General features: G+C 74.2%; 25 protein-coding genes. 13 read left to right on the forward strand and 12 right to left on the reverse strand.

Annotation, left to right across the window (positions count from 1 at the left end; genetic code table 11):
• Window positions 1–12: 12 nt before the first annotated feature.
• Both V2J85_RS10495 and V2J85_RS10500 read left to right on the forward strand, forming a co-directional pair.
• Entirely contained in the window at window positions 13–759 is a 747-nt protein-coding gene (locus V2J85_RS10495; RefSeq protein ID WP_261952744.1) for a GntR family transcriptional regulator, read from the forward strand.
• Window positions 760–838: 79 nt separating this feature from the next.
• Entirely contained in the window at window positions 839–1,999 is a 1,161-nt protein-coding gene (locus V2J85_RS10500; RefSeq protein ID WP_261952743.1) for an adenosine deaminase, read from the forward strand.
• A 100-nt stretch (window positions 2,000–2,099) separates the two neighbouring features.
• On the opposite strand, the gene rpsN is transcribed toward V2J85_RS10500, so the two are convergent.
• The 3 genes from rpsN to V2J85_RS10515 all read right to left on the reverse strand — a co-directional run bounded on the left by rpsN (window position 2,100) and on the right by V2J85_RS10515 (window position 3,814).
• On the reverse strand, window positions 2,100–2,405 hold the full coding sequence (gene rpsN, locus V2J85_RS10505) for a 30S ribosomal protein S14 (protein ID WP_261952742.1): 306 nt from the start codon (window positions 2,403–2,405) through the stop codon (window positions 2,100–2,102).
• On the reverse strand, window positions 2,405–2,641 hold the full coding sequence (gene rpmB / locus V2J85_RS10510; RefSeq protein ID WP_330821459.1) for a 50S ribosomal protein L28: 237 nt from the start codon (window positions 2,639–2,641) through the stop codon (window positions 2,405–2,407). Before rpmB ends, rpsN begins: the two co-directional genes overlap by 1 nt.
• A gap of 150 nt (window positions 2,642–2,791) precedes the next feature.
• Window positions 2,792–3,814 (reverse strand): alcohol dehydrogenase catalytic domain-containing protein, encoded by a 1,023-nt coding sequence (locus V2J85_RS10515; RefSeq protein WP_330821460.1) that lies wholly within the window; start codon window positions 3,812–3,814, stop codon window positions 2,792–2,794.
• Between the two features lie 166 nt (window positions 3,815–3,980).
• Between V2J85_RS10515 and dhaK the strand changes: the two genes are divergently transcribed.
• The 3 genes from dhaK (at window position 3,981) to V2J85_RS10530 (ending at window position 6,140) form a co-directional block, all read left to right on the forward strand.
• The gene (gene dhaK / locus V2J85_RS10520) at window positions 3,981–4,973 is read left to right on the forward strand and encodes a dihydroxyacetone kinase subunit DhaK (RefSeq protein WP_261952739.1); all 993 of its coding nucleotides are present in this window, start codon (window positions 3,981–3,983) and stop codon (window positions 4,971–4,973) included.
• A gap of 112 nt (window positions 4,974–5,085) precedes the next feature.
• Entirely contained in the window at window positions 5,086–5,694 is a 609-nt protein-coding gene (gene dhaL / locus V2J85_RS10525) for a dihydroxyacetone kinase subunit DhaL (RefSeq protein WP_330821461.1), read from the forward strand.
• Window positions 5,691–6,140 carry a PTS-dependent dihydroxyacetone kinase phosphotransferase subunit DhaM gene (locus V2J85_RS10530; RefSeq protein ID WP_330821462.1) on the forward strand — a complete coding sequence of 150 codons (450 nt, stop codon included), beginning with the start codon at window positions 5,691–5,693 and terminating at the stop codon, window positions 6,138–6,140. The genes dhaL and V2J85_RS10530 overlap by 4 nt, the downstream gene beginning before the upstream one ends.
• Window positions 6,141–6,191: 51 nt before the next feature.
• On the opposite strand, the gene V2J85_RS10535 is transcribed toward V2J85_RS10530, so the two are convergent.
• A complete protein-coding gene (locus tag V2J85_RS10535; RefSeq protein ID WP_330821463.1) occupies window positions 6,192–7,010 on the reverse strand; it encodes an SAM-dependent methyltransferase in 819 nt (272 codons plus the stop codon).
• Between the two features lie 393 nt (window positions 7,011–7,403).
• Between V2J85_RS10535 and V2J85_RS10540 the strand changes: the two genes are divergently transcribed.
• A complete protein-coding gene (locus V2J85_RS10540) occupies window positions 7,404–8,048 on the forward strand; it encodes an RNA polymerase sigma factor (RefSeq protein WP_330821464.1) in 645 nt (214 codons plus the stop codon).
• A gap of 2 nt (window positions 8,049–8,050) precedes the next feature.
• Entirely contained in the window at window positions 8,051–8,812 is a 762-nt protein-coding gene (locus V2J85_RS10545) for a hypothetical protein (protein WP_261952734.1), read from the forward strand.
• Window positions 8,813–8,830: 18 nt separating this feature from the next.
• On the opposite strand, the gene amaB is transcribed toward V2J85_RS10545, so the two are convergent.
• From amaB to V2J85_RS10560, 3 genes are read right to left on the reverse strand one after another with little or no spacing between them, the layout of a single operon-like run.
• Complete coding sequence (gene amaB / locus V2J85_RS10550; RefSeq protein ID WP_330821465.1) at window positions 8,831–10,390, reverse strand: L-piperidine-6-carboxylate dehydrogenase; 1,560 nt, start codon at window positions 10,388–10,390, stop codon at window positions 8,831–8,833.
• 36 nt (window positions 10,391–10,426) lie between these two features.
• Complete coding sequence (hglS, locus tag V2J85_RS10555) at window positions 10,427–11,863, reverse strand: 2-oxoadipate dioxygenase/decarboxylase (RefSeq protein WP_330821466.1); 1,437 nt, start codon at window positions 11,861–11,863, stop codon at window positions 10,427–10,429.
• Between the two features lie 43 nt (window positions 11,864–11,906).
• The gene (locus V2J85_RS10560; RefSeq protein WP_330821467.1) at window positions 11,907–13,103 is read right to left on the reverse strand and encodes an NAD(P)/FAD-dependent oxidoreductase; all 1,197 of its coding nucleotides are present in this window, start codon (window positions 13,101–13,103) and stop codon (window positions 11,907–11,909) included.
• A 293-nt stretch (window positions 13,104–13,396) separates the two neighbouring features.
• Between V2J85_RS10560 and V2J85_RS10565 the strand changes: the two genes are divergently transcribed.
• Window positions 13,397–14,602 (forward strand): sialidase family protein, encoded by a 1,206-nt coding sequence (locus tag V2J85_RS10565; protein ID WP_261952730.1) that lies wholly within the window; start codon window positions 13,397–13,399, stop codon window positions 14,600–14,602.
• An 8-nt stretch (window positions 14,603–14,610) separates the two neighbouring features.
• On the opposite strand, the gene V2J85_RS10570 is transcribed toward V2J85_RS10565, so the two are convergent.
• Window positions 14,611–15,018: an STAS domain-containing protein gene (locus V2J85_RS10570; protein WP_410011180.1), complete on the reverse strand. Its 408-nt coding sequence runs from the start codon at window positions 15,016–15,018 to the stop codon at window positions 14,611–14,613.
• 292 nt (window positions 15,019–15,310) lie between these two features.
• Between V2J85_RS10570 and V2J85_RS10575 the strand changes: the two genes are divergently transcribed.
• The 5 genes from V2J85_RS10575 to V2J85_RS10595 all read left to right on the forward strand — a co-directional run bounded on the left by V2J85_RS10575 (window position 15,311) and on the right by V2J85_RS10595 (window position 20,421).
• Window positions 15,311–16,072: a DeoR/GlpR family DNA-binding transcription regulator gene (locus V2J85_RS10575; protein ID WP_261952729.1), complete on the forward strand. Its 762-nt coding sequence runs from the start codon at window positions 15,311–15,313 to the stop codon at window positions 16,070–16,072.
• 154 nt (window positions 16,073–16,226) lie between these two features.
• On the forward strand, window positions 16,227–17,606 hold the full coding sequence (locus V2J85_RS10580) for an ABC transporter substrate-binding protein (RefSeq protein WP_419836764.1): 1,380 nt from the start codon (window positions 16,227–16,229) through the stop codon (window positions 17,604–17,606).
• Entirely contained in the window at window positions 17,587–18,570 is a 984-nt protein-coding gene (locus V2J85_RS10585; RefSeq protein WP_330821468.1) for a carbohydrate ABC transporter permease, read from the forward strand. The genes V2J85_RS10580 and V2J85_RS10585 overlap by 20 nt, the downstream gene beginning before the upstream one ends.
• Window positions 18,567–19,415 carry a carbohydrate ABC transporter permease gene (locus tag V2J85_RS10590; protein WP_261952727.1) on the forward strand — a complete coding sequence of 283 codons (849 nt, stop codon included), beginning with the start codon at window positions 18,567–18,569 and terminating at the stop codon, window positions 19,413–19,415. Before V2J85_RS10585 ends, V2J85_RS10590 begins: the two co-directional genes overlap by 4 nt.
• A 13-nt stretch (window positions 19,416–19,428) precedes the next feature.
• Window positions 19,429–20,421 carry a zinc-dependent alcohol dehydrogenase family protein gene (locus V2J85_RS10595; protein WP_330821469.1) on the forward strand — a complete coding sequence of 331 codons (993 nt, stop codon included), beginning with the start codon at window positions 19,429–19,431 and terminating at the stop codon, window positions 20,419–20,421.
• A 14-nt stretch (window positions 20,422–20,435) separates the two neighbouring features.
• Here V2J85_RS10595 and V2J85_RS10600 read toward each other — a convergent pair whose 3' ends face one another.
• From V2J85_RS10600 to V2J85_RS10615, 4 genes are all read right to left on the reverse strand, one after another.
• On the reverse strand, window positions 20,436–21,449 hold the full coding sequence (locus tag V2J85_RS10600; RefSeq protein WP_330821470.1) for a winged helix-turn-helix domain-containing protein: 1,014 nt from the start codon (window positions 21,447–21,449) through the stop codon (window positions 20,436–20,438).
• Window positions 21,450–21,697: 248 nt separating this feature from the next.
• Complete coding sequence (locus V2J85_RS10605; RefSeq protein WP_261952724.1) at window positions 21,698–22,171, reverse strand: NUDIX hydrolase; 474 nt, start codon at window positions 22,169–22,171, stop codon at window positions 21,698–21,700.
• Window positions 22,172–22,174: 3 nt separating this feature from the next.
• Window positions 22,175–23,722: an ATP-dependent DNA ligase gene (locus V2J85_RS10610; protein WP_261952723.1), complete on the reverse strand. Its 1,548-nt coding sequence runs from the start codon at window positions 23,720–23,722 to the stop codon at window positions 22,175–22,177.
• Between the two features lie 180 nt (window positions 23,723–23,902).
• Window positions 23,903–24,931, reverse strand: a complete 1,029-nt coding sequence (locus V2J85_RS10615) for a hypothetical protein (protein WP_330821471.1) — start codon at window positions 24,929–24,931, stop codon at window positions 23,903–23,905.
• Between the last annotated feature and the right edge of the window lie 201 nt (window positions 24,932–25,132).

The raw sequence follows: 25,132 nt of genomic DNA on the forward strand, positions 1-25,132 counted from the left end.
AGGGAGATCGACATGGCCGGCAGGCAACCGCAGCGGCGACCGGTCGTCGCGCTCTACGAGCGCATGGTCGAGGCCGTCCGGAACGGCACGTACCCGCCGGGCTGCACCCTGCCGACCGAGCCCCGGCTCGCCGCCGAGCTGGGCGTGAGCCGGCCGGCGCTGCGCGAGGCGCTGATCCTGCTCCAGGAGGACGGCGTGATCAACGTGCGGCGCGGGGTGGGCCGCACGGTCAGCCACCACCTGCCGCCGCGCGGCTTCGAGTACCTCAAGCCGGTCGAGGAGCTGCTGGGCGAGGGCCGCCAGGTCGCCACCACCGCCCTGGCCCGTACGTACGAGGAGCCGACCGACTTCTCCACCCAGCACCTGCTGCTGCCGGGCACCTGCCGGGTGCGCTTCTGGGAGAGCCTCGTCGAGGTGGCCGGGCTGCCCTCCTGCCTGACGCAGGAGTGGGCGGCGCGGGACGAGCTGCTGGCGGAGCTGCTGCCGGCGGCGGCGGAGGCGTTCGACGGGCCGGCGGCGGGCTCGTCGTCGATGCTCCGGCTGCTGCTCGCGGCCGGGCGGGAGCTGCCGCTGACCGGCGGCAGCACGGTGGTGGCCACCACCCTCGGCCGGCAGCGCGGGGCGCAGCTGGGCCGCCCGGCGGACACCCCCGCGGTGCTGATCACCCAGGTCGTCCGGCTGGACCGTACGCCGCTGCTGGCGGCCAAGCACATGCTGCCGCCGGGCGCGCCCGCCCTGCCGGTCTGGCAGGCCCGGTAGCCGGCCGGCACTCCTTGTCCCCCCTCGCCCGCCGGGACGCGTTCGCCGTCCCCGGGAAGTCGTGTCATACTCCCGCCCCATGACCTTGTCTGACAAGCTGCCGCTGGCGGCTCCCCACGTCCTCGATGAGCAGCAGATCCGGCGCGCTCCCAAGGTGCTGCTGCACGACCACCTCGACGGCGGTCTGCGCCCCGCCACGGTCATCGAGCTGGCCGAGCACATCGGGTACCGGAACCTGCCCACCACCGACCCGGCCGCGCTGGGCCGCTGGTTCCGCGACGCCGCCGATTCGGGGTCGCTGGAGCGCTACCTGGAGACCTTCGCGCACACCTGCGCGGTCATGCAGACCCCGGAGGCGCTCTTCCGGATCGCCGCCGAGTGCGCCGAGGACCTCGCGGCCGACGGCGTGGTCTACGCCGAGGTGCGCTACGCCCCCGAGCAGCACCTGGCCGGCGGGCTGTCCCTGGACGAGGTCGTGGACGCGGTCAACGCCGGCTTCCGGGAGGGCGAGCGCCGGGCCGCGGCCGCCGGCCACCGCATCCGGGTCGGCACCCTGCTCTGCGCCATGCGCCACGCGGACCGCTCCTCGGAGATCGCCCGGCTCGCGGTCGCGCACCGCGACCGCGGGGTGGCCGGGTTCGACATCGCGGGCGGCGAGATCGGCAACCCGGCGAGCAACCACGCCGAGGCGTTCGACTACCTCCGCGCCCAGGGCGCCCGGGTCACCGTCCACGCCGGTGAGGCGGTGGGCATGGAATCCATCCACGAGGCGGTGCTGCGCTGCGGCGCGCACCGCATCGGCCACGGCGTGCGGATCACCGACGACCTCTCGACCGGGCCCGACGGCCGGGTCACGCTGGGCCGGCTGGCCTCGTACGTCCGCGACATGCGGATCGCGCTGGAGGTGTGCCCCACCTCCAACCTCCAGACGGGCGCCGCCGGCAGCTACCCCGAGCACCCGATCGACCTGCTCCGCCGGCTCGGCTTCCGGGTCTGCCTCAACACGGACAACCGCCTGGTCAGCGGCACGACGATGACGCAGGAGTTCCAGCACCTGGCCACCACCTTCGGCTACGGCGCGGCCGAACTGGAGGAGTTCACGGTCAACGCGGTCAAGGCCGCCTTCCTCCCCTTCGACGAGCGCACCGCGCTGCTGAACGAGGTCGTGCTGCCCGGCTACGCCCGGCTGCGCGCCGAGGAACTCGGCCGGGTCCCGGCCGGCGCGGGCAGCCTTGTCTGACAGCTAGCCGGCAGTCGGCGGGGCGGACTCCCCCACGGCCCGGCGGCCCGGGCAGTTGCCCGGGCCGCCACCTCGTCCGCCGGTACGCCGTTCCCGCCGCCTACCAGGACGACTTGGTGACCCCGGGGAGGAACCCGGCGTGCGCCTGCTGCCGCATCCGCACCCGGGACAGGCCGAACTTCCGCAGATGCCCGCGCGGCCGGCCGTCCACGCCGTCCCGGTTCCGCACCCGGGTCGCGCTCGCATCGCGCGGCTGCCGGCGCAACTCGGCCTGGGCGGCCGCGCGTTCGCCCTCGGTCGACGAGGGCCGCCGGATGATCTCCTTCAGTTCGGCGCGCCGGGCGGCGTACCGCGCGACGATCACCTTGCGCCGCTCGTTCTTCGCGATCTTGCTCTGCTTGGCCATCAGACCCTCCCCCCTCGCGCGCGGATGCGCGCCACCGCGGCCTCGACCCCGATGACGTCGACCGTCTTGATCCCCTTGGCGCTGAGGGTGAGGCGGACATGGCGGCCTTCGCTCGCCAGCCAGTAGCGCTTGCGCTGGATGTTCGGGTCGAACCGGCGGGACGTCCGGCGGTGCGAATGGGAGATGGTCTTGCCGAAGCCCGGCTGGGCGCCGGTCAGTTGGCAGTGGGCGGACATGCGGGGACTACCTCTCGTCGGTCTCGGTCTCTCGTCGACACCTTTAACGGCAATGGAAACCATTATCAATACTAGGGCATGCGGGCGGCGCGAGAGCCAGTCGGGGGTCGTCGGGGTCGTCGGCGGTTGCGTCGACGGCGAGGGTGCGCGTCAGCGGAGGGTGACCACCATCCGGAAGCGGGCCGTTCCGGAGAGCATCTTCCGGTAGGCCTCGTCGGTCCGGTCCAGCGGCGCGGTCTCGATCATCGGATGGATGCCGTGCAGCACACTGAAGGCCATGGTGTCCTGCACGTCCTGTGCGGTGCCCGACGGATGGCCGCGGACGGCTTTGCCGGTCAGGAGCAACTGCAGCGGGCTGATCCCCAGTGGGTCCGCGGAGACACCGATGACCACCAACTCGCCGCGGTGCGACAGCCCGTCCACGGTCGCGGCGATGGCCTCGGAGCTGGCCGCGGTGGCCAGGACGACCTTGGCGCCGCCCAGGGACTGCAGGGCGTCCGCGACGGGGGTGTCCGCCGTGCTGTCGACGTAGTGGTGCGCGCCGAGCTGCTCGGCGAAGTCGGCCTTGGCCGCCCCACGGGCGATGGCCACCGTCTCGAAGCCCATCGCGGCCGCGTACTGCACGCCCAGGTGACCGAGCCCGCCGATGCCGAGGACGGCGACCAGATCGCCAGGCCGGGCGGAGCTGCGCCGCAGCCCGTTGAACGTGGTCACCCCGGCACAGGCCATCGGCGCCGCCTCGGCCGCCGGGAGCGCCTCCGGGATGCGGGCCAGCGCGTCGGTCGGCGCGATCACCGCCTCCGCGTAACCACCGTCATACGCCCAGCCCGGGACCTTGAGGTTCTCGCACACGACGAAGTCGCCCTGCCGGCACGGCCGGCAGTGGTGGCAGCTGCCGCCGAACCAGCCGACGGCCACCCGGTCGCCCACCTGCCAGCCGCCGTCCACGTCCTCGCCCAGCGCCTCGATGCGCCCGGCGATCTCGTGCCCGGGGACCAGCGGAAACCGGACGCCCGGGACCTGGGCGTCCACGAAGACGACATCGCTGTGACAGACCCCGCAGGCGTCCACGGACACCCGCACATGACCGGGGCCGGGCTCCGGCACCTCGCGCTCGACGATCTCGAACGAGCCTCCGGCGGTGGCGACCTGGGCGACGCGATAGCTGCTCATACGGCTCTCCGGGACGTACGGCGGGACGTACGGACGGCCCCCGTTCCAGCAGACCACCTCCGGGCCGATCACGCGCGCCGAAGCGACCGGCGCGTGCCGGTGCCGTCGGGGCCGCCGCGGGCCGATACTTGAACCGCCGGACCGGCCCGCCCACCAGGAGGTACCCGTGAAGATGCTGATCAACGTGCCGGAGACCGTTGTCGGGGATGCGCTGCGGGGGATGGCCGCCGCGCATCCGGAGCTGGTGGTGGACGCCGAGAACCGGGTGGTGGTGCGGCGGGACGCGCCGGTGGCGGAGAAGGTGGCGCTGCTGTCCGGGGGCGGCAGCGGGCACGAGCCGCTGCACGCGGGCTTCGTCGGGCCCGGGATGCTGGACGCGGCCTGCCCCGGGGAGGTGTTCACCTCGCCCGTGCCGGACCAGATGGTGCGGGCGGCGGCCGCGGTGGACAGCGGACGCGGGGTGCTCTTCGTGGTGAAGAACTACACGGGGGACGTGCTCAACTTCCAGATGGCGGAGGAGCTGGCGGAGGACGAGGGGATCCAGGTCGCCAGCGTCCTGGTCGACGACGACGTGGCGGTGACGGACTCGACGTTCACGGCCGGCCGCCGCGGCACGGGCGCGACGCTGTTCGTGGAGAAGATCGCCGGAGCGGCGGCCGAGGAGGGCATGCCGCTGGAGCGGGTGGAGGCGGTGGCCCGGCAGGTGGTCCGGTCCTCGCGCAGCTTCGGGGTGGCGCTGAGCGCGTGCACGACGCCGGCCAAGGGCTCCCCGACGTTCGATCTGCCCGCCGGTGAGCTGGAGTTGGGGGTGGGGATCCACGGCGAGCCGGGGCGGGAGCGGCGGCCGATGATGACCTCGCGGGAGATCGCGGACTTCGCGCTGGACGCGGTCCTGGAGGACCTCGAACCGCGGCTGCCGGTGCTGGTGCTGGTCAACGGCATGGGCGCGACACCGCTGCTGGAGCTGTACGGGTTCTCCGCGGAGGTGCGCCGGGTGCTGGACGAGCGCAAGGTGGCGGTGGCCCGTACGCTCGTCGGCAACTACGTGACGTCGCTGGACATGGCGGGCTGTTCGGTGACGCTGTGTCAGGTGGACGGGGAGCTGCTGCGGTTGTGGGACGCGCCGGTGCAGACGGCCGGGCTCCGGTGGGGCCGGTAGCGGATCCCCCGGGCGGCGCCGGTCCGTTTACCCGTCCTGGTGCCCGTGTATGTAGCTGGGTACCCGTTGCCGCAGGTGAACCAAGAGCAACTCGATCTGAGGAGAGTGGTCCGTGTCCGGAACGGCCCTGGATGCCGCGTTCTTCGTAGGCTGGATGACGGCGGCGGCCGCCGCCATCGACCGGGAGGCGGAGCGGCTCACCGAGCTGGATTCGGCCATCGGTGACGCCGACCACGGCACGAACATGCAGCGTGGTTTCGCGGCGGTGGTGAAGGTGGTGGAGACGGAGCCGCCGGCGACGCCCGGGGCGGTGCTGACCACGGCCGGTCGGCAGCTGATCTCGAGCGTGGGCGGGGCGTCCGGACCGCTCTACGGCACGCTGCTGCGGCGTACGGGCAAGACGCTGGGGGACGCGGCGCAGGTGTCCGCGGAGGAGCTGCGGGCCGGGCTGCGCGCCGGGGTGGAGGCGGTCGGGCAGCTCGGCGGGTCGGCGCCGGGCGACAAGACGATGCTGGACGCGCTGGTGCCCGCCGTGGAGGCACTGGCCGCGTCCTTCGAGGCGGCGGCCGCAGCGGCCGAGGAGGGCGCGCGGTCGACGGTGCCGATGCTGGCCAAGAAGGGCCGGGCGAGCTATCTCGGCGAGCGCAGCATCGGGCACCAGGACCCGGGGGCGACGTCCTCGGCACTGCTGTTCGCGGCACTCGCCGAGGTGGCGAAGTGAACGGCGGTGGCGAAGTGAACGGCCAGGGCCCGGCCGGCGGTGCGGAGGCGCTGGTCGGGGTGGTGCTGGTGTCGCACAGCGGACCGGTCGCGGAGTCCGTGGCCGCGCTGGCCGTCGGGCTGGCCGGGGGCGGCGCCAAGGCGCCGGTGGCCGCCGCCGGCGGCACCCCGGACGGCGGGCTGGGCACCAGCGCGGAGCTGATCACCGAGGCGGCCCACCGGGTGGACCGGGGTGCGGGGGTGGCGCTCCTGGTCGATCTGGGCAGCGCGGTGCTGACCGTCAAGGCGCTGATCGCCGAGGGGGACGAGCTTCCCGAGGGCGCGCGGCTGGTGGACGCCCCCTTCGTGGAGGGTGCGGTGGCCGCGGTGGTCACCGCCTCGGCCGGGGCGGACCTGGACGCGGTCGCGGCGGCGGCCGGGGAGGCGTACGGGTACCGGAAGGAATGAGCGGGCGGGGCGGCCCCGTTCGGCCGCTTCCGGCCCCCGGTACTCCTCGCGTCAGGGTTTGCGGGCGACGGCCGCGTAGCAGGCGGCCTCGGCGTCGGTGACGTGGGTGGCGTCGGCGGGGTCGTCCGGTCGCCATTGGTGGGAGAGGGTGACGCCCGGTTCCAGCAGGTCCCAGCCGTCGAAGAAGCGGAGGAACTCGGGGCGGGTGCGGAACTGCAGGCGGGTCCCGGCGTCGCCGTAGATCTTGCTGATCTTCCGCATCGCCTCGGGGGCGAAGTCGGCGGTGGCGTGGCTCATGGCGAGCGTGGAGCCGCTGGGGAGCGCCGCCTTGAGGGTTTCGACGATGGTGTGGGCGCGGTCCCGGCCGTCGTCGGGGACGAAGTGCATCAGGGCGTTGAGGCTGAGGGCGACCGGCCGGGACAGGTCGAGGGTGTCGAGGAGTTGTGGCGCGGTGAGGATGCCCCCGGGGTCGGTGACGTCGGCCTGGACGTAGGCGGTGCGGCCCTCGGGGGTGCTGAGCAGCAGGGCCGCGGCGTGCGCGAGGACGATCGGGTCGTTGTCGGTGTAGACGATCCGGGCGTCGGGGGCGCTGCCCTGGGCGATGTCGTGCAGGTTGGGCGGGGTGGGGATGCCGGTGCCGATGTCGAGGAACTGGCGCAGGCCGGACTCGGCGAGGAAGCGGGTGGCGCGGTGCATGAACTCGCGGTTGATGCGGGCCGCGACCAGCGCGGCGGGGAAGACCCCGAGCACGCTGCCGGCGGCCATCCGGTCGGCCAGGAAGTTGGTCTTGCCGCCCAGGAAGTAGTCGTAGATCCGGGACGAGTGGGCCCGGTCCAGCTGTAAATCCACCACGGGCTCGTGCTCGTTCATCGTCCGCTGCCTCCCCAGGTACGGCTCACCACTCGGGTACAGCGCCACCGGGCGGGGCGGACCGGGGGCGCATGCGAAGCAAGCGTGCGCCCCCAGCGCGCGCTTTCGGCCGTTGTGCGCTGGACTGTGGGAGCTCTGCCCGGTGACGGCCGGATCATGCGGGGCGCACTCCCGCGCAGGCAGTGACAGTCCGCCAAGTGGGTGTCACGATTCGTCACATGCCATTGTCACGGGTAGTCATATGAATACGCAGCGGAAGATTTTTGCGCCCCTCGTGCCACAAATGGGCCCTGTTTCCTGTTCATTGGAGGGTGAGGGCAAACCGTCCTCCCGCTGCCCTCGGGCCCCCGCCACCCGGCCAGCGGCGCACGGCGAACGGAACGAGGACTGCTCGTGAGCGCAGACCGGGACCGACTTCTACCGGCGTGCGCCCCGGCGCACACCTTCATCACTGAGTTAGCCGCGCTCCCCCGGTGCCCGCTTCCGTCCGTCACACCGGCCCGGTCCGACCACCAACTGTCCATAACGTTCGAGGCGTTCCTCGCGACCCATGCCCGCAAGTGGCTGACCTACGCCTATCTGCACACGGGCAGCGAGGCCGCGGCCCGCGAGGTCGCCCTGTCCGCCTATGAGCAGCTCGGCCGGTTGTGGCCGCACGCGCTGCGGCAGGCGTCGGTGGAGGCGTACGCCTGGCCGGTGCTCAAGGAGCGGGTGGTGGAGTGGCTCTACGACCACCAGCAGCCCACCGCCCTCACCGAGACCGCCGCCTTCGCCGTCGTCACCCATGCCCTGCTGCGCGAGTGCCAGCAGCAATTCGCCATGTTGGAAAGCCAGTTGGGGCTGTACGCGGCGATCGCCCGACTGCCGGAGCGGCAGTGCGACGTGATCGTGCTCCGGCACGTCATCGGTTACAGCGACGCCCAGATCGGCGCCCTGCTCGGCGTCGACGAAGTCACCGTCCGCTCCTACGCGAGCCGCGGCAAGCGCAAGCTCGCCGCGGCACTCGGTATCGATCAGGGAAATCCCAGGGGGAACTGACCATGTCGCACACCCATTCCGCCGGCCGACGGGAGACCGTCGAGACCCTGCTCAGCGCCGCCGCCGCGGTCGCCGGGATCGACGGGCCGGCGGGCCTGTACGGTCTCGGCGGGCCGACGCCGCCCGGCGGCCCCCGCCGGATCGGCGTCCCCGTACCGGCGGGCGCCCTCGCGGCGGACGGGGCAGGGCCGGCCGGGCTTCCGGGCCGGGCCGACCGGGCGGCGCCGAGCGGCTATCCGAGCGCCCGGGACGAGGCCACCCATGAACTCCAGCTGGCCTGCGCGCTGGTGGTGAACGCCGCGGCGGCCGCGGCCAGCCTGGAGCGGCTGGTCGACGACCACCGCATCGACCCCGAGGGCGCGCTGGTCTTCGCCTGTCTGCTGCACATCACGGGCCGCACCGACGCGGCGCACTTCTGGTGGCACTTCGGCGCCGGCGCCGGCAGCCGGACCGCCGCCTACTGCCTGTACCTCTCGCACCGCCGCAACGGCGAGTACCGCGACGCCGCGTACTGGCGGGAGCAGGCCGCGCACGGGCCGGACGAGGAGCGTCCCCCGGTGGCCGCGTTCGACGAGAAGCAGCTGCTCCCGGACGCGGCCCGGCACCAACTCCTGGTCCAGTGGCACAGCGGGCTCGCCCCGACCCTGCCGGCCGCCCTGGAGCACGTGATCAACCAGCTCGTCGTGGACAGCGACGACGAGGACTTCGGGGAGATCCCGCGCCCCTCCCCCACCCTGGTCCGGGACCTCGGCCGGACCCCGTAGCCGGGCGGCCGGGGGTGGTCACAGGAAGCTGACGCCCTGGGCGAGCGGGAGGTCCGCCGAGTGGTTGACGGTGTTGGTGGCCCGGCGCATGTACGCGCGCCAGGCGTCGGAGCCGGACTCGCGGCCGCCGCCGGTCTCCTTCTCCCCGCCGAAGGCGCCGCCGATCTCCGCCCCCGACGTGCCGATGTTGACGTTGGCGATCCCGCAGTCGGACCCGTCGGCGGCGAGGAAGCGCTCGGCCTCGCGCTGGTCGCGGGTGAAGATGCTGGACGACAGCCCCTGCGGCACGTCGTTGTGCAGCGCGAGCGCCTCGTCGAAGGTGCGGTAGGTCAGGACGTAGAGGATCGGCGCGAAGGTCTCGGTGCGGACGATCTCGGTCTGCTCGGGCATCCGCACGATCGCCGGGCGCAGGTAGGCGGCGTCCGGGGCCTCGTCCGCCAGGCACCGCTCGCCGCCGGTCAACAGCTTGCCGCCGGCCCGCTGCGCGGCGGCCAGCGCCTCGGTCATCGCCGTGCCGGCGGCCGGGCCGATCAAGGGGCCGACGAGGGTGGCCGGGTCGAACGGGTCGCCCAGCGGCAGCTGTTGGTACGCCCGCACGGTCCGCGCGAGGAGGGGCTCGGCGACGTCCTCGTGGACGATCAGCCGGCGCAGCGTCGTACAGCGCTGGCCCGCGGTGCCGGCGGCGGAGAAGACCACCCCGCGGACGGTCAGGTCCAGGTCGGCCGACGGGGTGACCACGGCGGCGTTGTTGCCGCCGAGTTCGAGCAGGCAGCGGCCGAACCGGGCGGCCACCCGGGGCGCGACCTCGCGCCCCATGCGGACCGAGCCGGTGGCGCTGACCAGGGCCACCCGCGGGTCGTCGACCAGCCGCTCCCCGCAGTCCCGGGCGCCGAGCAGCAGCCGGTGCACCCCGGCGGGCGCGCCCGTGTCGGCGGCGGCCCGGGCGAGCAGCGCGTCGCAGGCCAGCGCGGTGAGCGGGGTCAGCTCGGACGGCTTCCAGACCACCGGGTCGCCGCAGACCAGGGCGATCGCGGTGTTCCAGGACCACACGGCGACGGGGAAGTTGAAGGCGGAGACCACGCCGACCACGCCGAGCGGGTGCCAGCTCTCGGAGAGCCGGTGGCCGGGGCGTTCGCCGGCGATGGTGCGGCCGTAGAGCTGCCGGGACAGGCCGACCGCGAAGTCACAGATGTCGATCATCTCCTGGACCTCGCCGAGCGCCTCGGAGCGGATCTTGCCGGCCTCGATGGTGACCAGGTCGGCGAGGTCCTCCTGATGGGCGGTCAGCAGCGCGCCCAGCCGCTTGACCAGCGCCCCGCGCCGCGGCGCCGGCACCGTGCGCCACTGCCGGAACGTGCGGTGCGCCTCGGCGACGGCCGCGTCGATCTGCTCCGGCGTGGTGGCGGCGAGCTCGGCGAGGGTGCCGCCGGTGAGGGGCGTACGGGCGGGGAGGGTCTCGCCGGTGGAGGCGGTGACGGCGTCGAGGTCGGCGCCGCAGCGGCGCAGGGCGGCGGCCGCGCGGGCGCGCAGCTCGGCGGTGGCGGGGAGCCGGGGGCCGGCGGGGGTGGCGGCGGGCATGTCGCGCTCCTGGGGTGCGAAGGGGCCAAGGGGTGTTCAGGGGGCGGGGACCGGTTCCGCGTCGATCAGTTCCCCGTGGTCCAGGGCGCGTAGCGCGGCACCCGCCCGGAGGGTGAACAGCGCCTGCCGCAGGGAGCGGTCCTGCTGCTCGGCGTAGCGGGCGTACGGGTCGGCCACCGGGCGGCCGATCGCCTCGGACAGCCGGTGGGCGTCGAAGGGGGCGCCGGCCAGGTCCGCGTCGTGGCGGCCTGCTCCGGTCAGGTTGGAGCGGAAGATGCCGGCGGCGGAGCGCGGCAGGAAGTCCTCGTAGACGATCGGGTGGGCGGTGAGCCAGCCGTGGGTGAGCAGGCCGGCCAGGTCGGCGGGCGGGCGCCGGCCGTCCCGGGGGCGGGCGGGCACCGGACGGTAGGTGAAGAACGCCAGGTGGGAGACGGCGAGTTGGTGTTCGGTGCCGGGGAAGCCCTGGAGCCAGAGGCAGCGGGCGGTCTGCTGCCGGTCGGCGCCCGGGCGCAGCACCGTCCGGCGGTCGGTCTCGGCCATGAGGTGGTCGTAGCGGGCCCGGCCGGCGCGGGTGAGGGCGATCCCGCGCGCCTCGACCTCGCCGAACCGGACGCGCAGCGCGCCGCGGGTGAGCCGGCCGTCCGGCTCGCGGAAGGTCCGGGTCTCGGCCAGGGCCCGGAAGGAGGTCTGGCGCAGCAGGACGTCGGGGCCCTCCCAGCGCGGGGGCCCCTGGATGCGGTCGATCATGGTGATGCCGCGTTCGCCCATGCGGCGGTGGAGGGCGTCGATGTCGAGGACGCGCGGGGTGAGGTGGTTGAGATGGGTGGTCGTCACCCCGCCGATGTCGGCGGCGACGGCGGAGACCCGTTCCAGTTCGGCGTACCAGGCGCGGTCGACCGGCTCCGGTGAGAGGGCGAACGCGGCGGCCGCGAGGGTGAGGAAACGTTCGGCCTGGGGGTCGGGGAGCCCGCCCTCCGCCTCGGCGCGGGCGGCCAGGGTGAGGAGTTCGGGCGGGAAGAGCTGCCGGCGGGCGAGGAAGGCGTCGAGCCGGGCGGCGAGGTCCGGGCCGAAGAAGCGGCGGTCGGAGGTGGTCAGGAGGGAGGTGAAGACCCGGAAGGGGTTGCGTTCCAGTTCCTCGAGGGCGGTCGGACGGAAGGCGGTGGAGACGACGGGCACCGCGCCCTCGCCGCCGTCCCGCAGGTCGTAGAAGCCCACCGGGTGCATGCCGAGCGCCGCGAAGACCTGGGCGGCCTGCCGGAGTTCCTCCGGTGTGCCCACGCGGATGGCGCCGTGCCGTTCCACGCCGACCCGGCCGGGGCCGCCGAGCCGGGCGGCCTCCGGGTCCCGGGCCGCGACCTCGTCGTTGATCTGCCCGGTCACCTCCAGCAGCGTGGTGTACGCGGGGACTTCGGTGCCGTACATGCCGGACAGCCGGCGGGCGAACGCGGCGCGCAGTTGCCAGGTGGGGACCATACGCAGCTCCGGGGGACGGGGAGGGGGACGGGTGCGGGGCGGGTCAGATGATGTGGGCCTCCGGGCGGGGCGTGGGCACCGCGCCGCCGTCGAAGCGGCTCGCGGCGAGCTGGCCGATGTCGAGGAACGGCTCACGGCCCAGGTAGAGGTCGCGGACGAGTTCGCCGACGGCCGGCGCCTGGAGGAAGCCGTGGCCGGAGAAGCCGGTGGCGTACAGGAACCGGCCCGGGCGGGTGGTCTCGCCGATCAGCGCATTGCGGTCGGGGGTCATCTCGTAGAGGCCGGCCCAGCCGTCGACGACCGGGAGGCGGGCGAGGTCCGGGGCCCGGCGGGCCGCGGCGGTGCGCAGCGGCGCCAGCCATTCGCGGCTGAACTCCCGCCCGAATCCGGGTGGTTGGCGGGGGTCGGAGAGGCCCATGAGCAATCCGCCGGCGCCGTCGTTGTGGAAGTAGAGGGTGGAGCCGAAGTCGAGGGTGAAGGGGATGCGGGGCGGGGCGGGGTGCAGCGGGCCGGTGAAGGCGATCTGCCGGCGCAGCGGGGTGACCGGCAGGGCGACCCCGGCCAGCGCGCCGACGGCCCGGGACCAGGCGCCCGCGCAGCAGATGACGGTGGAGGTGTGGACCGTGCCGTGCGGGGTGTGCACGGCACGGATCACGCCGTCCGCGGTGTCGACGGCGGTCACCGGGCAGCGGGTGCGGACGGTCGCGCCGAGCCGGCGGGCGGCGCGCAGATAGCCGGTCACCGCGGCGCGGGGCAGGGCGTGGCCGTCGGTGGGTGAGTAGGCGGCGGCGACGATGCCGCGGGGGTCGACGTAGGGGCACAGCTCCCGGGCGGCGCGCGGGTCGAGGAGGCGGCTGGGGACGCCGTGCCGGTTCTGGGTCTCGACCCCCTCGGTGAAGACGGCCAGTTCGCGGTCGTCGGCGAGGAGGAAGAGGTAGCCGACGGTGGTCAGGCCGATGTCGGCGCCGGGCCGGCGGGCGAAGTCCCGCCAGGCGGCCAGGCTGCGCAGGCCCAGCCGGATGTTGAGCGGGTCGGAGAACTGGGCGCGGACGCCGCCGATCGGTTTGCCGGAGGACCCGGACGCGGGCCGGTCGCGCTCCAGCAGGAGCACCCGGCCGGCACCCGCCTCGGCCAGGTGGAAGGCGATGCTGGCGCCGATCACCCCGCCGCCGACGATCACCACGTCGGCCCGTTCGGGGAGGGGCTCTGTGGCCGTGTCCGGTGCCGCGGTGGAAGCCATCCGGTCCGCCTTCCCGTGTCGAGGTGCGGGAGCCGATGCCGGTCGGGCACCGGTGGTGCAGAGGATGACGGGCGTGCCGTCGCGCGTCCATGGGGCGGGCCCGGACGCGGTGTTCCGGGTTCCGCAACCGCTGGGTTCCCGGTCCCAGGGTTCTGGGCGGGGCGGGGTTGCGCAAGGTGGCCGTCCGCTCCTGGCACGCGGTGCGGTCACCCCGACGGGGCCGGTCAGCGCGCCCGCCGGGACGCCCTCGCGCACGCTGGAGCGGCCCCCGTCGTGTCCGCCTGGAGGTACCGGTGCCCGCAGCCGCCCGCTCCCGCACCCTGGCCGTGCTGCTCGCCGCGGGCGTCGGCGCGGCCCTGCCGACCGCGCCGGGGGCGCCCGCCGCCGCACCGGTCCCGGAAGCCGTCCGGGGTGCCGCCCGGCGGGCGCTGTTCGAGACCACGGATCTGGCGGTGTCCGGGCAGGGCGCGCACACGTACCGCATCCCCGCGCTGGCCACGCTGCCGGACGGCACGCTCATCGCGGCGTACGACCGGCGGAACGACAGCGCGGCCGATCTGCCGGGCGACGTGGACGTGATGGTGCGGCGCAGCTCCGACAAGGGACGTACCTGGAGCGCGCCGCGGGCGGCGGTGGACTACGACGGCGGGGTGGGTGCCGGGGACCCGAGCCTGCTGGTGGACCGGACGACCGGGCGGGTGTTCCTCTTCCACGCGTACGCGCCCAAGGGGGTCGGCTTCGGCACCGCGGGCACCGGCAACGCGCACGACAGCACCAGCGTGCTGCACACCGATTGCAGCTACTCCGACGACGGCGGCCGCAGCTGGCGGCACCGCCGCCTCACCCGCGCCCTCAAGGACCCGTCCTGGCGTGGCATCTTCGCCTCGTCCGGCTCCGGCAGCCAGCTGTCCGGCGGGCGGCTGCTGCAGCAGTACGCGTTCCGCAAGGCGGACGGCAGCATGTGGGCGGCGAGCGCGTACAGCGACGACCACGGGGCGACCTGGCGCCTGGGGACGCCGGTGGGGCCGCGGATGGACGAGAACAAGACCGTCGAACTGGCCGACGGGCGGGTGCTGCTCAACAGCCGCACCACGAGCACGCGCCGGCGGCTGGTCGCGCACTCACGGGACGGCGGGCTGTCCTACAGCGCCCCGGCGGCCGACGACGAGCTGCCCGATCCGGCCAACAACGCCTCGATCCTGCGCTACGACCCGGCGGCGCCGGCCGGCCGCCCGCGGGCGCACTGGCTGCTGTTCAGCAATACGGCGAGCGCCCGGGCGCGGGAGAACCTCACCGTGCGGGGGTCGTGCGACGACGGGGAGAGCTGGCCGGTGTCCCGGACCGTGGTGCCGGGGCCGGCCGCGTACTCGACGCTGGCCCGGCTGCCGGACGGCACGTTCGGGCTGCTCTACGAGTCCGGGCCGTACCGGAAGATCACCTTCGCCCGGTTCGACGGGGCCTGGCTGGGGATGCGCTGCCCGGGGCCGTCACCCGGGTGAACGCCGCTTCACACGGACGGGTCGTCGACGGCGGGCGGCCAGGCCGGGCGGGCGCCGTCGGGGACGGCGGCCAGCGCATGGCCGACCGTCGGGTAGCAGGAGAAGACGCCGAGGGACTGGGTGCCGACCAGCAGCCGGAGCATCCGTACGCCGAGGGACGCCAGCAGCAGCCGGCCCTCCAGGCGGCGGCACAGCCACTCCAGGGCCAGCAGACAGCTGAGCCCCCGGGAGTCGCAGAAGCGCAGGGCGGTCAGGTCCAGTACGAGGAAGCGGTGCCCGGCCGAGACCACCGACCGCGCCTCGGCGAGGAACGCCTGCTCGGTGCGGAGGTCCAGTTCCCCGCTGACCCGCAGCACCGCGCACTCCTCCGCCTCCACGACCGAGGTGACCGCCAACGACCGCATCTCCGAGCTCATGCCGTCCAGACTATGCGGCGCCGCCGCCCGCACCACCGCTGCGGGCGGCCGGAAAGGATCGGGCGGTCCCGGTGGGTCACGGGCACCCCACGGGAGCGGTACGGGCAGCCGCCCGGGGAGCCGGCCGGTAAAGGAGCGGTCTGAAGCGGGCAAAAACGGGCAGTTTTTCTGTCACGACGGGCAGCACTTCGGTCGGCCCCGGTTGCTATAAACCTGATGCGGGCGGAAACGGGCAGTCCCGTGACCGAACGGAAGCCACCGGAAATCGCCGACCACCGGGCAGGAGTGAGCCATGAGGGCCGAGGAACGCCAGCACCGCATCCTCGCGCTGGCCCGGCAGTCCGGCCGGGTCGAGGTCGCGGACGCCGCGTCCGAGTTCGGCGTGGCCCGCGAGACCGTCCGCCGCGACCTGAGCGAGCTGGAGCGCCGCGGCCTGGTCCGGCGGACGCACGGCGCGGCGTACCCGGTCGAGAGCGCCGGTTTCGAGACCACGCTCGCCCGGCGGGAGACCCAGCAGGTGGCCGAGAAGCGGCGGATCGCCGCGGCCGCCGCGGAACTGGTCGGCTCCGCCGAGACGGTGTTCGTCGACGAGGGCTACACCCCGGAGCTGGTCGCCATGCTGCTGCCCACCGACCGCCCGCTGACCGTCATCACCGCCTCGCTGCGGACCGCTTCCCTGGTCTCCGCCGCGGAGTCCGCCACCGTCCTGCTGGCCGGCGGCCGGGTGCGCTCCGGCACGCAGGCGACGGTGGGGTCCTGGGCCCGCGACATGCTCTCCGGGTTCGTGATCGACCTGGCGTTCCTCGGGGCGAACGGCGTCTCCCGGGAGCACGGACTGACCACCCCCGACCCGGCGGTCGCGGAGGTGAAGGAGCAGGCCGTCCGCTCCTCGCGGCGGCGGGTGCTGGTCGGGGTGCACAGCAAGTTCGGCGCCAGCAGCTTCTGCCGGTTCGCCGAGGTCCGCGACTTCGACACGATCGTCACCGACACCGGGCTGTCCGCGCCGGAGGCCCACCGCTACTCCCTCCTGGGGCCGCAGGTGCTCCGGGTCTGACCCAGGGCCCGGCCGGAGCCGGTCCGCACCACACCACCAGCCGCCGCCGAGGCCGCACCGCACCGCGGGCCCTCGTGCGGTTCCCCCACCGTGCCACGGCACGACTCCGTATCCCTGATATGCCGACATGTAGTGAAAAAGAGAGGTATGAGCCGTGCGAGCACGATCCCCCGCGCCACGCCGCGGCCCCCGCGCGGCGGGGCTCACCGCCCTGGCCCTGGCCCTGTCGCTGTCCACCACCGGCTGCTACCGCGGCGCCGGTGACGCGGGCAACGGCGGCCGCGACACCCTGAACGTCCTGATGGTCAACAACCCGCAGATGGTGGATCTCCAGAAGCTCACCGCCGAGCACTTCACCAAGGAGACCGGCATCAAGGTCAACTTCACCGTGCTGCCGGAGGACGACCTGCGCGACAAGATGAGCCAGGACTTCTCCAGCCAGGCCGGCCAGTACGACGTCGCCAGCGTCAGCAACTACGAGACCCCGATCTACGCCCGCAACGGCTGGCTCGCGGAGCTCGGCACGCGGGCCGCCAAGGACCGGACGTTCGACCAGAACGACGTCCTCCCGCCGCTCCGCAGCTCCCTCACCGCCGCCGACGGCAAGATCTACGCGGAACCGTTCTACGGCGAATCGTCCTTCCTGATGTACCGCAAGGACCTCCTCAAGGCCGCCGGCCTCACCATGCCCGCCCACCCCACCTGGCACCAGGTCGCCTCCCTCGCCGCCAAGTTGGACGGCTTCCGCAAGGGCATGAAGGGCATCTGCCTGCGCGGCCAGCCCGGTTGGGGCCAGCTGGCCGCCCCGCTGACCACCGTCGTCAACACCTTCGGCGGGACGTGGTTCACCAAGGACTGGAAGGCGCGGGTCGACAGCCCGGAATTCACCCGGGCCACCCGGTTCTACGTCGACCTGGTCCGCAAGCACGGTGAGGCGGGCGCCCCGCAGGCCGGCTACACCGAGTGCCTCAACGACATGCAGCAGGGCAAGGTCGCCATGTGGTACGACGCCACCGCCGGCGCCGGATCCCTGGAAACCGCCGGCTCCAAGGTCGCCGGCAAGATCGGCTACGCCCCCGCCCCGGTCGAACGCACCCGCAACTCCGGCTGGCTCTACACCTGGGCCTGGGGCGTGCAGAAGGCCAGCACCCACCAGGACGCGGCCTGGAAGTTCATCCGCTGGGCGTCGAGCGCCTCGTACGAACGCCTGGTGGGCCACGAACTGGGCTGGTCCAGGGTGCCCGGCGGCAAGCGGGCCTCGCTCTACCGCAACCCCGACTACACCCGGTCCGCCGGCGCCTTCGCCGCGGCCACGCAGCAGGCCATCGGCTCGGCCCGGCCCGGCGACCCCGGCGTCCAGCAACGCCCCGCCCCCGGGATCCAGTTCGTCGGCATCCCCGAATTCTCCGACCTCGGCACCAAGGTCTCGCACGAGATCAGCGCGGCCATCGCCGGCAAGCAGAGCGTGCCCGAGGCCCTTACCGCGAGCCAGCGACTGGCGCAGGAGGTGTCCGATGCCTACGCAGACCACTGAGCCGGCCCGGGAGGCCGTGAGCCCGGGAGCACGGCCCGACGGTGCGACGGCCGCCCGCGCCCGCCGCACCGGGCGGGCCAAGGACTGGGCCCGCCGCGCCCCGCTCCTCCCCGCCCTGGTCTTCCTGATCGTCGTCACCCAACTCCCGTTCGTGGCGACGGTGGTGATCTCCTTCACCCGCTGGAACGCGCTGGCCCCCGACCACCGCGGCTTCGCCGCCTTCGCCAACTACCGGGCGGTCTTCACCGATCCGGCACTGCGGTCCTCGGTGGGCACGACGGTGCTGCTGACCGTGACCGTGGTGCTGGTCAGCCTGGTGCTCGGGCTGGGCCTGGCGCTGCTGCTGGACCGCAGCTTCCGCGGCCGCGGCATCGTCCGGACGCTGCTCATCACGCCGTTCCTGGTCGTGCCGGTGGCCTCCGCGCTGCTGTGGAAGCACGCCCTCTACAACGCCTCGTACGGGCTGATCAACGGCTCGCTGACCTGGATATGGGGGCTGTTCGGCAGTGACAACGCGCCGCAGCCGGACTGGATGACCGCGGTGCCACTGGCCTCGGTCGAGGTGTCGCTGATCTGGCAGTGGACGCCGTTCATGATGCTGATCCTGCTGGCCGGGCTGCAGAGCCGGGCGGCCGACGCGGTCGAGGCGGCCCGGATGGACGGGGCCACCGCCTTCGACATCTTCCGCTACCTCACCCTGCCGCATCTGCGCCGCTACCTCGAACTGGCCGCGCTGCTGGGCACCGTCTACGTCGTCCAGAACTTCGACGCGGTGTTCACCATCACGTCCGGGGGGCTGGGCACCGCCAACCTCCCGTACACCATCTACCAGACCTTCTACCAGGCCCACGACTACGGACGGGCGTCCGCGCAGGGCGTCGTCGTGGTCGTGTGCTCCCTGCTCGTGGCGACCTTCGCGCTGCGTACCGTCTCGTCCCTGCTGCGCGAGGAGGTCACCCGATGAACCGCGCACCCCTGACCCGGCGCCAACGGCGGACCGGGAGCCTGCTGGGCCTGGCCGCCTGGCTGTGCGGCATCGCCTTCTTCCTGCCCGTCGCCTGGATGGTGCTGACGTCCTTCCACAGCGAGGCGGACGCGGCGACCAACCCGCCGAGCCTCGGCGCGGGACTGAGCCTGCACGGCTACCGGGAGTTCTTCGGCGCCGACAGCGGCGTCAGCCCCTGGCCGCCGCTGATCAACTCCCTGACGGCCTCGGTGGTTTCCACCCTGCTCGTGCTCGCGCTCGCCGTCCCGGCCGCGTACGCCCTGGCCATCAAGCCGGTTCGGAAGTGGAGCGACGTCCTCTTCTTCTTCCTCTCCACGAAGATGCTGCCGCTGGTGGCCGGGCTGCTGCCGGTGTACCTCGTCGCGCAGAACACCGGGCTGCTCGACAGCGTCTGGCTGCTGGTCATCCTCTACACGTCGATGAACCTGCCGATCGCGGTGTGGATGATGCGCTCGTTCCTCGCCGAGGTGCCGGTGGAGATGCTGGAGGCCGCCTCGATCGACGGGGCCGGGCTGACCACCACCCTGACCCGCATCGTGGCTCCGGTCGCCCTGCCCGGCATCGCCGCGACGGCGCTGATCTCGTTCATCTTCAGCTGGAACGAGCTGCTGTTCGCCCGGGTCCTGACCGGGATCGTCGCCGGCACCGCGCCGGTGTTCCTGACCGGACTGGTCACCAGCCAGGGCCTGTTCCTGGCCAAGGTGTGCGCCGCCGCCACCGTCATCTCGCTCCCGGTGCTCGTCGCCGGGTTCGCCGCCCAGGACAAACTCGTCCAGGGCCTGTCGCTCGGAGCCGTGAAGTGAAGGGAACCGTGAAATGAAGGCCGCGTTGATCAGCGCCCCCGGCAAGGTCGAGGTCACCACCGTCGACGACCCCACCCCCGGGCCCCGCGAGGTCGTGGTCTCGGTCGCCGCCTGCGGGCTGTGCGGCACCGATCTGCACATCCTCCAGGGCGAGTTCGCGCCCACCCTGCCGGTCGTCCCGGGGCACGAGTTCGCCGGTACGGTCGTCGCCCTCGGCAGCGCGGTCACCGAGCTCGCCGAGGGCGACCGGGTGGCCGTCGACCCGTCCCTGTACTGCCACGAGTGCCACTACTGCCGGATCGGCCGCAACAACCTCTGCGAGCGCTGGGCCGCGATCGGGGTGACCACGGCCGGCGGCGCCGCCGAGTTCGCGGTGGCCCCGGTCGCGAACTGCGTCAAGCTGCCCGACCACGTCCGCACCGAGGACGCGGCCCTGATCGAGCCGCTGTCCTGCGCGGTCCGCGGCTACGACATCCTGCGCTCCCAGCAACTGGGCAGCCAGGTGCTGATCTACGGGTCGGGCACGATGGGCCTGATGATGCTGGAGCTGGCCAAGCGGACCGGTGCGGCCGGCGTGGACGTCGTCGACATCAACCCCGAACGGCTGGCCACCGCCCGCACGCTGGGCTGCAGCAACGCCGCCGGCTCCGCCGACGAGCTGGACCGGCCGCGCGGCTGGGACGTGGTCATCGACGCCACCGGCAACGAACGCGCCATCCAGGACGCGCTCGGCCGGGTCGGCAAGGGCGGCACGTTCCTCCAGTTCGGGGTGGCCGACTACGCCGCCCGCGCCGTCATCGAGCCGTACCGGATCTACAACCAGGAGATCACCATCACCGGCTCGATGGCCGTCCTGCACAGCTACGAACGCGCCGCGGAACTCTTCGCGGCGGGCGTCCTCGACCCGGAGGTCTTCATCAGCGACCGCCTCCCCCTGGGGGATTACGCCGCGGCGCTCGGCCGGTTCCGGGCCGGGCAGGGCCGCAAGATCCAGGTCTGCCCGTAGGAGGTGTCCGGCCCTCACTCCGGCAGGCGGGCCGGCGCGAGCTCGCCGTGCAGCAGCGCGGTGCCGAGCGGGGTGAGGGCATGGACGACGCAGCCGCCGTCGCGCCGGCTGCGGGCCAGGTTGGCCTCGCGCAGCGCGCTGACGTGCTCGCTGGCCGACGGCGCGGAGACCCGTAGCCGGCGGGCCAGTTCGCCGGTGGTGGCGGGCGCGTCGAGGGCGGCGAGGATCCGGGCCCGGGTCCGGCCGAGCAGGGCGGACAGGGCCTCCGGGCGGCAGCTGCGGGTGGCGGACGGAGCCCAGGCGGTGGTGTGTGCCACCGGGTGGACGAGGACCGGCGGCAGCCCGGGGTCGGCGAGCGCGATGGGCCGGCGCCAGCAGAAGTGGGACGGGATCAGCCGCAGCCCGCGGCCGCGCAGATGCAGCTCGCGCTCGTACGGATAGTCCACGGACAGCACCGGCGGGTCCCAACGCGCGCACGGGCGAGAGGAGTTGAGCATGCCGTCCACCCCGCCCCGGCAGAACGCGCCGGTCCGGGTGCCGCGGTCGCAGCCGACCGTGGCGGCCACCTGCGTCCAGTCGGGCGCGACCACCGCACGGTGCACCTCCTTCAGGGCGGTGGCCAGTTCGTCCAGGGGCTGCCGGCTGCCCGCGGCCAGCGCGCCGGTCCAGCGCGGCAGCCGGGCCGGCAGCGCGGCCCGGTCGGCCTCCGCGAGCAGCCGCGCGGCGGGGGTGTCGCGGAGCGCCGCCAGGCCCGCCGCGAGCCCGTCGCGCGCCGCGTCGGGGGTGAGGAAGTCCGGGAAGTAGCGGGCGCCGGCCGGGGCAAGGGCGCTGATCAGCCGGGCGGCCCGAACCAGCCCGCGTTCGTCCAGTTCGCGCCGGGCCCGGGCCCGCCAGGCCGCGTACACCGGCACGGTGGGACCGGCCGGCACCAGCTGGTGCATCGCCAGCACCGTCTCCCAGAGGGGATCGGGTTCCGCGGCGATCTGCACCCGCGCGATGTCCCGGTCCTCGAAGTGGATGCGCAACATGCGGCCCCCGCGGCATGCTCATGACCCCGTTGCCGGAGCCCGCCGTTCCGGGCCTCCCCCGGGCCCCGCCGTCAGACTGCCGGGCCGGGCACGGGGTGTCCAGGGCGACAGGGGCCCTGCCGTGTGCGCAGGTGGTGAAGGCGGGGAGCGCGGGGCGCGGTCCACGGCGGCCCGGCGGCCGGTTCCGGCCAGGGGCCCCGCGGCCGGTTCCGGCCGGGGCGCGCGGCGCACTCCGCGGGCCCGGAGATTCAGTCGCCGGCCGTGAGCCGGTCGGCGAGGCGTTCCAGGAACACCCGCTGGCCCGTCACCAGCCGCGCGTACGCCTCGTCCGGGGAGAACCACGCCACCCGGTCGATCTCCGGGAAGCTGCGGACCGTGCCGGAGCCGCGCGGCCATTCCATGGTGAAGGTGCCGGGCACGATCCGTTCCGGGGCGAGATCGCCCTCGACGGCCCACACGGTCACCACCTTGCCGCCGGCCTGACGCGTCTCCCCCAACGGCACGTAGGGGCCGTCGGGCGGCGGCACCCCGAGCTCCTCCTCGAACTCCCGCCGGGCGGCGGCCCGCGGCTCCTCGGGCGGCAGGTACTCCCCCTTGGGCACGGTCCAGGCGCCCGCGTCCCGCCGGGCCCACAGCGGTCCGCCCATGTGCGCCAGCAGCACCTCGACACCGGACCCGCCGCCCCGGTACAGCAGCAGCCCGGCGCTGCGCCGCGCCGCCACGGCCTACGCCTGCCCGCCGGGACGCGCGGCGAGGACGGTGCCCACCGTGTCCGCCTCCGCGGCCGTCTTGTCCTCCCGGTAGCGCAGCACGCGCGCGAACCGCAGCGTCACCCCGGCCGGGTAGCGCGAGGACGTCTGCAGCCCGTCGTAGGCGATCTCCACGACGAGTTCCGGCCGCACGGTCACCACGTATCCGTCGTCGGACACCGCGAGCTCCCGCAGCCGCTCGGTCTGCCAGGTCAGGACGGCGTCGGTGAGCCCCTTGAAGGTCTTGCCGAGCATCACGAACCCGCCGTCCGGGTCGCGGGCGCCCAGGTGGAGGTTGGACAGCTTCCCGGTGCGCCGGCCGTGCCCCCACTCGGCGGCGAGCACCACCAGGTCGAGGGTGTGCACCGGCTTCACCTTCAGCCAGGCGGCGCCCCGGCGGCCCGCGCTGTACGGGGCGTCGAGCGCCTTGACCAGCACGCCCTCGTGGCCGCGGTCGAGCGTCCGGGTCCAGAACTCCTCGGCGGCCGCGCGGGCCGCGGGGTCGGCCGGGTCCTCGACCACCCGGCGCCGCACCCGCATCGGCTCCGGCACCAGCCGCGCCAGCTCCGCATGCCGGCGGGCGCCCGGCAGTTCCAGCAGTTCCCGGCCGTCCACCGCCAGGACGTCGAAGAAGACCGCGGAGAGCGGCAGCGCGGCCCGCGCGGCGGCGACATCGACCCGCGATCCGAAGCGGCCGGCGACCTGCTGGAACGGCACCGGACGGCCGTCCGGGCCGAGGGCGATCACCTCGCCGTCGAGGATGAAGCGACCCGCCGGCAGCTCCTTGGCGGCGGCGGTCACCTCGGGCAGCCGGCCGGTCACCTCGTCCAGCGTGCGGGTGTAGATCCGTACGTCCGGGCCGTCCCGGTGCACCTGCACGCGGATGCCGTCGAGCTTCTCCTCCACGGCGCAGGCCCCCAGTTTGTCGATGGCCTCGGCCACGGACTTCGCGCTGTGCGCCAGCATCGGCCCGACCGGCCGGCCGACGGTCAGCCGGAAGCGGGTCAGCGCCGCCGGCCCCTCCACCAGCAGCGCCCGGGCCACGTCCTGCAGCGAGCCCGCGAGCATCACCGCCCGGCGGACGTCACCGGCGGGCACCTCGGTCGCCGCGGCCAGCCCCTCGACCGCGAGGGCGTCCAGCGCGCCCTGGCGCACCTCGCCGGTGAGCAGCCCGACCAGGAACCGCTGCTCCTCGGCGGTCGCCGCGCCCAGCAGCTCCCGCACCCGCCGGCGCCGCTCCGCCTGCGCCCCGGCCCCGGCGACCCCGGCCAGCCCGGTCAGCGCCGCGTCCGCCTCCCGTACGGTCAGCGTGGCCCGCTCCGCCGCCGCCACCGGCTCGCGCAGCACGCTCCAGCCGACCCCGATCCGCCCCTGGGGCAGCCTCCCGGCCAGATACGGGATGACCACCGGGACGTCCTCCGGCGCCGCGGCCCGGAACAGCCCGGCCAGCAGCGCGATCTTCCGCGACCGCGCCGAGGTCGCGGCCACCTCCCCTGACACCTGTGCGAGCGCGGCCAGCAACATAGGGCCATGGTGCCTCCGCACGGCCCGCGGCGCAGGTGGGCCGCCGTGAAGTGGCCGCACGCACAAGCACTTTCCGCGCCGCACCTCCCCCGGAGCCGGGCGCCCGCGCCCGGGACGCCTGGCGGCCCCGGGCGGACCGGGACGGGACCCGGGTGCCCGTCCGGCCCGTGGACGGCCTCCTCACTCGTACATCACGTACTCCGGCTGCGGCCTGAGCGCCAGCACCTCCTTCGGCGTCATCAGGCGGCCGCCGCCCTGTGCGTCCTCCTCGTAGAAGAGCTTGAACCCGGTGTGCAGCCCGTCCGGCAGATCGCGCACCAGCCGCCTCCAGGTACCGCGCTTGAGCCCCGGCGAGCCGATGCCGTCGGCGCTCTTGATCAGCGCCACCCCCGGCTGCGGCCGCAGCGCCGACTGCTCCCGTACGACGGAGGTGGCGACCTGATGGAAGACCAGCGGTTTCTCCGGCAGATCGTGCGCCTCGACCAGGCCCGACAGATAGCGGGCCACCGAGGTCAGCTCATGGCCGTCGGTCCGGCCGAAGGAGTCACCCGGCACCTCGCCGGGGCCCATCTCCCATTCGGGGTCCAGCGCCAGCCCCACGTCCGGGTGGACCAGCCACTCGCGCAGCGCCTTGACCTCGTCGAGCACCGCCGCCCGCCCGGGCTGGACGTTCAGCAGCAGCATCGCCCGCCGGCGGCGCGCCAGCCGGTGGAAGCGGGCGATCGTCGCGGCGGGCGTCCGGGAACGGTAGGTGCCGTCCGGGCCGGGGGTGGAGTTGGCGACCACGGCCAGCAGTTCCAGTACGGGCAGCGGTTCGCGCCCCGCCGCGAACCGGCGGGCCGTCTTCTCGATCTCGTCGGCGCGCTCCGCAGGATCCCCGGTCCCGAGCCGGCCGAGGGCCGCCGCACCGGGCAGACCGCAGAAGCCGACCATCCGGTATCGGGGGAACAACTCCCGTCCGCCTCGGGGGAGTTCGGGGCGGGGACGGTGCGGGCGGTGGGGTGTCCGGGCCGGGGCGGGGGAGCCGTGCGAGCCGGACGGGCCGGATGAGCCGGGTGTGCTGGAGGGGGTGGGCGAGGTGTGCGAGGGCCGGGGGGCGGGCTTGGCGTCCGAGCGGCCGGGGGACGGCGCCTCCCCGCAGCCGGTGAGCAGCGTGAGGCCGGCCGCCGCGGACGCCGCGAGCATCTCCCGGCGACCGACACCCGCCACCCTCCCCGGCACCCCGTCCGTTGTCCGCCGTGCTGTCCCGTCCGTTCCGGTTCCTGCCGCGGTGTCCGGCACACTGCCTCCGTCCTTCGGGCGACCCTGTCCGTCCAGTGCGCTTCTCCAGCCGATTCCGCGCAAAACCCGCGCCGCCGCACTCCTTTCGCCGACCCGCTCGGGTCCGGCCATTTCCGGCCCCCGGGCGAA

Origin of the sequence: Streptomyces bugieae, assembly GCF_036352915.1 — a bacterium.
Classification (GTDB): domain Bacteria; phylum Actinomycetota; class Actinomycetes; order Streptomycetales; family Streptomycetaceae; genus Streptomyces; species Streptomyces endophytica.